Origin of the sequence: Bradyrhizobium sp. SHOUNA76 (genome assembly GCF_023006445.1) — a bacterium.
Lineage (GTDB): Bacteria > Pseudomonadota > Alphaproteobacteria > Rhizobiales > Xanthobacteraceae > Bradyrhizobium.
In genome coordinates this window covers 1-8,264 of sequence record NZ_JALBHA010000289.1, presented here as the reverse complement: position 1 = coordinate 8,264, position 8,264 = coordinate 1, and the positions used below count along the sequence as shown (strand labels likewise).

Annotated in this window: 6 protein-coding genes; 5 read left to right on the top strand and 1 reads right to left on the bottom strand. The window is 63.0% G+C overall.

All coding sequences use genetic code 11. The features are described from left to right. Window positions 1-1,613 (bottom strand): transglycosylase domain-containing protein (locus tag MOV74_RS24735; protein WP_246928525.1); only part of this gene is annotated, 1,613 nt, incomplete at its 3' end. 292 nt (window positions 1,614-1,905) lie between these two features. On the opposite strand from MOV74_RS24735, the gene MOV74_RS24730 reads away from it, so the two are divergent. From MOV74_RS24730 to MOV74_RS24710, 5 genes are all read left to right on the top strand, one after another. Further along, window positions 1,906-2,415, top strand: coding sequence for a YcgN family cysteine cluster protein (locus tag MOV74_RS24730; RefSeq protein ID WP_246928524.1), 510 nt, complete (start codon window positions 1,906-1,908; stop codon window positions 2,413-2,415). A 136-nt stretch (window positions 2,416-2,551) separates the two neighbouring features. After that, window positions 2,552-3,685 carry a patatin-like phospholipase family protein gene (locus MOV74_RS24725; RefSeq protein WP_246928523.1) on the top strand — a complete coding sequence of 378 codons (1,134 nt, stop codon included), beginning with the start codon at window positions 2,552-2,554 and terminating at the stop codon, window positions 3,683-3,685. A gap of 15 nt (window positions 3,686-3,700) precedes the next feature. Next, window positions 3,701-5,812, top strand: coding sequence for a S8 family peptidase (locus MOV74_RS24720; RefSeq protein WP_246928522.1), 2,112 nt, complete (start codon window positions 3,701-3,703; stop codon window positions 5,810-5,812). A gap of 11 nt (window positions 5,813-5,823) precedes the next feature. Further along, on the top strand, window positions 5,824-7,155 hold the full coding sequence (locus MOV74_RS24715; RefSeq protein ID WP_246928521.1) for a hypothetical protein: 1,332 nt from the start codon (window positions 5,824-5,826) through the stop codon (window positions 7,153-7,155). Window positions 7,156-7,365: 210 nt separating this feature from the next. Further along, window positions 7,366-8,264, top strand: an 899-nt coding sequence (locus MOV74_RS24710) for an MFS transporter (protein WP_246928520.1), incomplete at its 3' end; no start/stop codon positions are given.

Sequence of the window (8,264 nt, the reverse complement as noted above, 5' to 3'; positions counted from 1 at the left end):
GCCTTGCCGCGGTTGGGGAAGGTCGCGTAGGCGACCGCGTGCTCGAGCACGGTGACTTCGTCCGAGCCGATCGGCAGCGACGGCGTGTCGGGCAGCGGCGCCTTCAGGCCGAAGCGACGCGCGACCTCGACGATCTTGGCGCGGCCGACCTTGGCCGGGTTCTGCGCTTTGGGCTCGTTCTTCTGGCCGATCGCAATCGAGAGCTTCACCGGCACCACGTTGATCGAACGCGTGATCGCCTGCGTCAGCGTCACCGAACCGGAATAGGAATGGCCATAGTTCTGCGGGCACCAATTGCCGATGCAGACCGGGCCGTCGACCACGATTGAATTCGGCGTGAAGCCGTTCAGGAGCGCGGTGGTGTAGACGTAGGGCTTGAAGGAGGAGCCGGGCTGGCGGTAGGCGTCGGTGGCGCGGTTGAACTGGCTGGCGCCGTAGTCGCGGCCGCCGACCATGGCGCGGATGCCGCCGTCGAGATCGGACACGACGGTCGCGGCCTGCGTCGCATGATAGTCGCGGCCGAACTGGCGCAGCTGGTTCTCGACCGCGTCTTCGGCGGCCTTCTGCACGTTGGCGTCCATGGCAAGACGAACCACGAAGACGCGCTCGGTGTACGATTTCGGGAAAGTGTCGACCAGCTTGCGCATCTCGTCGAAGGCGTAGTCGAGATAGTAGTTCGGCGAAGCCTCGTCGCGGCGGTCGACCGCGAAGGCGGGGTTGCGGCGGGCGCCGAACACCTGGCCCTCGGTCATGAAGCCGGCATCGACGAGGTTGTCGAGCACGACGTTGGCGCGGGCGCGGGCGGCGGGCAGGTTGATGTGGGGCGCGTATTTGGTCGGGGCCTTGAACAGGCCGGCCAGCATCGCAGCTTCCGCCAGCGTCACGTCGCGCGCGGATTTGTTGAAGTAGAAATGCGCCGCGCCGTCGACGCCGAAGGTGCCGCCGCCCATATAGGCGCGGTCCAGATACAGCTTGAGGATCTCGTTCTTGGTCAGGCGCCATTCCAGCCAGACCGCGAGGAACGCCTCGTTGACCTTGCGCTCGATGGTGCGCTCGTTGCTCAGGAACAGGTTCTTGGCGAGCTGCTGGGTGATCGAGGAGCCGCCCTGGCGGACGCCGCCGGCCTGCGCGTTGGTGACGAGCGCGCGCGCGGTGCCGGCGATGTCGATGCCGAAATGCTCGTAGAAGCGGCGGTCTTCGGTCGCCAGCGTCGCCTTGATCAGCACGTCAGGAAAATCTTCCAGCGGGATCGAGTCGTTGTGCTTGATGCCGCGGCTGCCGATCGGATTGCCGTAGCGGTCGAGGAAGGTCACCGCGAGATCCGACTTCTTCAGCCAGTCCTCGTCCGCGGTCTCGCGGAAGGCGGGGATGGCGAGGGTGAGCATCACGACCAGGCCGCCGAGGCCGAGGGTCGCGGCCTCCGACAGCGGCTCGATGAACACCCAGCGCTTCCACCGCCCGACATAGAAGCGGTCCATGAAGGTCGAGTAGCGCTCGTAGAGCTCGCGGATGCCCTTGGCCGAGGAGAACAGCGAGGAGTCGATGCGCGCATCGAGGTCCAGGAAGAAGTTCCGGACCTTCTGCTTCCAATGCGGTGGTATGATCTGGCGCACCTAGAACCCTTGAGGCTCGCTTCGAAAGCGTTCAAGCACCCGGCCGGGGCGGCATCGAGACGTCTTGGGGGAATGTTGCGGCAAACCCAAGGCGCCCGGCCAGCATCCGAGGGACTTGCTGTTCCTTCTAGCCGAGCGGAGCCCATAAACCAATGGTCACGCTCGCGATTTTGAACAACAGGCCTAATTGCCCCCGGGTCATTACGGGCCTCACAGGCGCGTTGCTTGCACCACCCCGGCCGCACGCCCTAGATGGCGTTGCCGTAGCTCTTTTGAACTTTTGTTGAGGCGCATGACCGCAGTTCCCAAACGACCTTCCGGCCAGGAAGGATTCTTCTGGAAAACCAAGACGTTGGAAGAGATGTCGGGGCCCGAATGGGAAAGCCTGTGCGATGGCTGCGGGCGCTGCTGCCTGAACAAGCTCGAGGACGAGGACACCGGCGAGATCTATTTCACCCATATCGGCTGCAAGCTGCTCGATAGTACCAGCTGCGGCTGCAAGGACTATCCGAATCGCTCCGACAAGGTTCCGGATTGCGTCCGCCTGACGCCGGCCAATGTCCGCACCTTGAACTGGTTGCCGCCGAGCTGCGGCTACAAGCTCGTTGCCGAGGGCCGCGACCTCTATTGGTGGCATCCGCTGGTGTCCGGCGATCCCAACACCGTGCATGAAGCCGGCGTCTCCGTGCGCGGCCGGGTCGAAGGCAGCGAGGAGGAGATCCCGGATGAGGAGCTCGAGGACCACATCGTGCAATGGCCGGCCTTGCTGCCGAAGCGGGCCCGCCTGAAGAAGCGGCCCTGAGCAGCTGTGCGCAGCGGTCGCATGCAGAGGCACTTCACATTCAAGGGTTGAGGCGCTAAGCTGGTTGTAGATTTAAGACGGTAATTATTCAGGTTGTTGCAAGTTATTGAGGTACCCTAAATTTTTGAGGGGTCCGATGAATATTGATCCGGTTCACCCGATACCGACCGACGACGAGAGCAAGCCACCAGAACCGACCACCGCGCTTTGCCTTTCCGGCGGAGGGTATCGCGCAATGGTGTTTCATATCGGCGTCCTTTGGCGCCTCTATGAGACGGGGCTGCTGGAGAACGTCAAGCGCATATCGAGCGTTTCAGGCGGGTCGATCACTGCCGGCATGTTGGCGCTGGCGTGGCCCGGCCTCAGTTTCAAACCTGGCAGCGTCAACAGCGATTTCATTCCGAAATTCGTCGCGCCGTTGCGCGCCTTCGCCGGCGTCACAATCGACGCCGAGTCGGTCATCCTGGGCGCGCTGTTACCGGGCAGCATCGGCGACCGTATCGCCGAGGCATACGACGATCACCTCTTTCACGGCAAGACGCTGCAGGACATGCCTGACGAGCCGCGCTTCGTGATCAACGCAACCAATGTGCAATCGGGCGTTCTCTGGCGTTTCATGAAGCCCTATATGCGCGACTACCGAGTTGGCGAGGTGAAGAATCCGAAGATTCTCCTGGCGCAGGCAGTCGCTGCGTCGTCCGCGTTTCCACCGGTCCTGTCCCCGTTCGAACTGCGCCTCGAGGACGCGGACTTCGTGCCGGGCACCGGGCTCGATCTCCAACGCCCGCCATTCACGACGCGCGTCGTTCTCAGCGACGGTGGGGTCTATGACAATCTCGGGTTGGAGACGGCATGGAAGCGGCACCAGACCGTTCTGGTCAGTGATGCCGGCGGCAAGACCCAGGAAGAGGAACGGCCGGAGACGGACTGGCCGCGGCATTCCTACAGGGTTCTCAACCTGATCGACAACCAGGTGCGTTCGCTGCGCAAGCGCCAGGTCGTCGACTCCTTCAAATCGGGAACGCGCAGGGGCGCCTATTGGGGCATCCGCACCGACATTGCCGACTACCAGCTGTCTGATGCACTCAACTGTCCACCGGATCGCACGATGCGGCTTGCCGAGTTGCCGACGCGGCTGAAGAAGCTCGACCCGAAGACCCAGGAACAGTTGATCAACTGGGGTTACGCGGTTTGCGATGCGGCTGTGCGCAAGCATGTTGCGGCGGTCGGGCCGCCGCCGGCCTTTCCCTATCCGCAGTCTGGGGTCTGAGGCAGAGGTCCGAACGTGGCAAAGCAACGCAAGCAGGGACGGGGATCGCGCCGGGGCACGCCGAAATCGGCAGATGCGCCCCTATCGACCGCGACGGAGGGAGCCGCATCCGGTTCGAGCGCACCTGAAAATGCACCGACTGCAAAACCGCAGTCCGGCACGACGCAGCCTCCGCCGAGCGATGCTGCCACCAAGGCGGACAGGCCCCTGCAGTTCTCGGTTCCGGCGGAACTCGTCGAGCATATCCTGTTAGGTCCGGTCGATGACCGCCGCGTGCTCCAGGATTCCCCCTTGTTGGGTGACGTCTGGGCCGCTTATGCGCTTGATCCGGGCCTCGTTCAGGACGTGTTGATAACGCCGCACAAGAACGTCACCGCCGCGGCCGTTGCCCAAATCATCCCGCGGGGGATAGATCTGCGCCAGCAGGAGCGCCAGGCCGAAAATCCGCCGCCATCGAAGCGGCCGAAGGTGAGGGCGAAGGTTGCCTATCTGCAGGGCCTCGTGGGGGCGAGGCTGTATTTCGACGAAGTGCTCCGCATCCTCGTGCCTCTGACGCAATGGTGGAGCCAGTCGAAGCTTCAGGAAAGAATCCTGAAGATCGACCAGGCCAACTTGCACGCGTTGCTCCAACGAGAGCCTGATCAGCGCGGCGACGATCAGAAGAACTTTACGTCACTCGAAAGGTACATCGCGCTCGCGGGCTTGATTTATTGGATCGGCAAGCTCGAGCGTCCGACCATTCCGGGCAGCGCCCCGCCTGAGCCGGTGCCGCATCTGCCGCGGCTGCAGATCGATGAGGCATTCCGCGCCTATCTGCCCCATGTCCCCGAAATCATCGCGGGAATGTTCGAGCTTTACGGAGTGATTCAGGCCAATCCCAAAGCGCTTGCATCGGACGATCCCGACGACGACGAAGCCGGGAGCGAAGGCCACATCTTCCAGGTCTCGCTCAACCGCGTCGCGGCGGCGGCGCTCGACCGCTCCGTGCCGGCCGTGAAGGCCGATGCCGCGCACTCCCTGTTCAACGTGAACTGCAAGAACATCATTTGGGCGGTGCTCGATTCCGGCATCGACGCCGACCACGAGGCCTTCGCCGAGCAGGACAAGCCCGACAGATCACGCATCAGGAAGACGTTCGACTTCACGAGGATTCGCGAGATCGTCAGCAACGACGAGGACGACATCGCCGCCGCCGAACTCGAGGAAATTGCGAATGCCGCCGGCATCGAACCCGCCGCGGCGTCGGACTATCTGAAGGAGATTGCCGCGAACGCAAGGGCAAAACGTCCCATCAACTGGGGAGTCGTCGAAAAGCTGATCACGCTCAAGAACCCACCGCAGCCGGTGAGCCTGCATGGCACCCACGTCGCGGGCATCATCGGCGCCGATGGAAGCAGGACCGACCATCCCGACGGCATGTGCCCCGACATCCGCATCTACGATTTCCGTGTTCTGGGCAAGACCATCGATGATACTGAATTCGCGGTCATCGCCGCGCTACAATACATTCGCTACGTGAACGAGCGGCACAACTACATCACGATTCATGGCGCCAATCTCAGCCTGTCGATCCCGCACAACGTTCGCAATTACGCCTGTGGGCGCACGCCGGTGTGCAACGAATGCGAGAGGCTCGTGGAGAGCGGGGTCGTGGTCGTGGCCGCGGCGGGCAATCGCGGCTTCCAGAAGCTCACGACAACCGACGGCGGCGTTTTCGAAAGCTATGCCGCCTTCAGCATCACGGATCCCGGAAATAGCGAGAGCGTCATCACCGTCGGGTCCACGCACGGCAATTGGCCGCACACCTATGGCGTGAGCTTCTTCTCGAGCCGTGGCCCGACGGGCGATGGTCGCCTCAAGCCCGATCTGGTGGCGCCGGGGGAGCGGGTGCAATCATGCATCATCGGCGGCAATCACCAGGAGTGGGGCCCTGAATCCGGTACCAGCATGGCCGCGCCGCACGTCAGTGGCGCCGCGGCGATGCTGCTGGCGCGCTACGAGGAGCTGATCGGCCAGCCTCGGCGGGTCAAACGCATCCTGTGCGAAAGCGCAACCGATCTCGGTCGCGAACGAAGTTTCCAGGGCCACGGCATGCTCGACGTGCTGCGCGCCTTTCAATCCATCTAGGGAGACGGGACATGTTCTTCAGTCTGGATGTATTGCGGGCGCGCAAGGGCGATTGTCTGATGCTTCATTTCGGATCGGAGCAGGATCCACATCTGATCCTGATCGATGGCGGTCCTTCGGATGTGTACGAGCCCTTTCTCAAGCCGCGGCTGCAAAAGATCCACGAAACACGCGATCTGGGCGAGGAGGCGCTAGCGGTCGACGTCGTCATGGTGAGCCATGTCGACGACGACCACATCAAGGGAATCCTCGACCTCACCAGGGAGCAGCGGACCAACAGCCCCGACGTGCGTCTCGCCGTGACCAGCCTGTGGCACAACAGTTTCGACGATCTGCTCAAGACCAAGCCCCATGAACTGGTGGCGGGTTTCGGCACCGCGTCGGTCGAGACGCCGGTTGCGGCAGGTGCGGCGGGCATCGATTCCGGGAGCGTGCTGGCGAGCTTCGGAAAGAGCATGCTCAGGGACGATGCCGACATCGAAGAGGAGGGTATGCATCAAACGGTCGAAGTGCTGTCCAGCATTCCGCAGGGGCGCACCTTGCGGGACGATGCCAGGGCCCTCGGCTGGAGGCCCAACCACAAATTCAAGGGCAAGCTGATCCTTGCGGCCGAAACCGCGAAGCCAGTGACGCTCGGCGATCTGACGATAACGGTGGTTGGGCCGATGCAGCCGGAACTGCTTGCCTTGCAGGAAGAGCATGACAAATGGCTGCGCGCGCAAAAGGAGAAGAAAAAGAAATCGCCCGAAGCCGCGCTGGCGGCTTTCGTCGACGAATCCATTCCGAACCTGTCCAGCATCGTCGTCCTCGCCGAACTCGGGGGCAAGTCGATGCTGCTGACGGGCGACGCCCGAGGCGACAAGATTCTGGAGGGAATGGAGCAGGCCGGGCTATTGAAAGCAGGCGGCAAGAAGCCCGTTGATCTCTTGAAGGTTCCGCACCACGGCAGCGACAACAACATGGAGACGATCTTCTTCAAGCGCCTGCCGGCCGATCACTACGTTTTCTCCGGAGATGGCGAGCATGGCAATCCCGAACGTGCCACGCTCGAGATGCTGCTGCAGGCCCGGGGCGCCGACGCTGACTACACGATCCATCTTACGTATCCGGTCGATGAAATCGATATCGCGCGACAAGCAGACTGGGAAAAGGAGCAAGCCAAGGAAAAGGCCCGAAAGAAGAAAAATCCGGCGTCAAAGAAGCCGGTCAGGGAGAATTGGTCGCCGGCAAAACACAGCCTTGGCGCTCTCTTCAAGAACAATCCCAAGCTCGCCAGGAAAGTGGTGATCGTCGATCCCGACAAGCCGCATCTGATCGATCTGCTCGAGCCGCTGGGCCTGTAGGGTCCGGGAGTTTACGGGGGTGGCTTTCTGAAGCCGTCCCGAGCCGCCCGGACTGGGAGGCCAGGAACGTCACTCACGCAAACGCGATGGTGCGTCGGTGGGATGCACCCATGCGCGGCGGTGCCTGCCGGAGAAGGACTTCGCCGTCTATGTTGTTCCGGTAGAACGAATCCTTCGCGGCGTTGCGCCGCCCCACGACGTCCGATCGAGATGAACAAGTTCGAACGGCAGAGCAGTTCTGCCGATATCCAGACTTTGCCCGACGATATCGCCGAAGAGCTGTCCCGGCTTCCGAGCGAAGTCATCAGCGTCGATGACGCCCCATCGATCGCGCCGCCGGCGCCGCTGTCACAGGATGAGGTCCGCACCATCGTCATCAGCCTGATGCTGACGATGTTCCTGGCCGCCCTCGACCAGACCATCGTGGCGACCGCGCTGCCGACCATCGGACGCCAGTTCCAGGACGTCTCCAATCTCTCCTGGGTCATCACTGCCTATCTGCTCGCCTCGACCGCGGTCGCGCCGGTGTTCGGCACCTTGAGCGACATCTACGGCCGACGCGCCATGATCATCATCTCGCTCAGCCTATTCGTCGCGGGCTCGGTGCTGTGCGCGATCGCGCCGAACATGCCGATGCTGATCCTGGCGCGCGGCCTTCAGGGGCTCGGCGGCGGCGGCATCATGCCTGTCGTGCAGACCGTGATCTCGGACGTCGTGAGCCCGCGCGAGCGCGGCCAGTATCAGGCCTATTTCTCCAGCGTGTGGATGGTCGGCGGCATCTTGGGCCCGGTTATCGGCGGTGTGTTCGCCGAGCATCTGCACTGGTCGATGATCTTCTGGATCAATCTGCCGCTGACAGCCGCGGCGCTCGCCCTGCTGCTGCCGAAGATGAAGAAAATCCCGGTATTCCACCGCAAGCGCAAGGTCGACTGGCTCGGCGGCGTTCTGCTGATGGCCTCCGCCGTGGTCTTCATGCTGGTGCTGACCTGGGGCGGCACGCGCTTTCCCTGGCTGTCGCCGACGGTGCTCGCGATGGTCGGCGGCGCGGTCGCGCTCGTCGTCACCTTCGTCTGGCATGCCCGTCGCGCCGCCGAGCCGTTCCTGCCGCT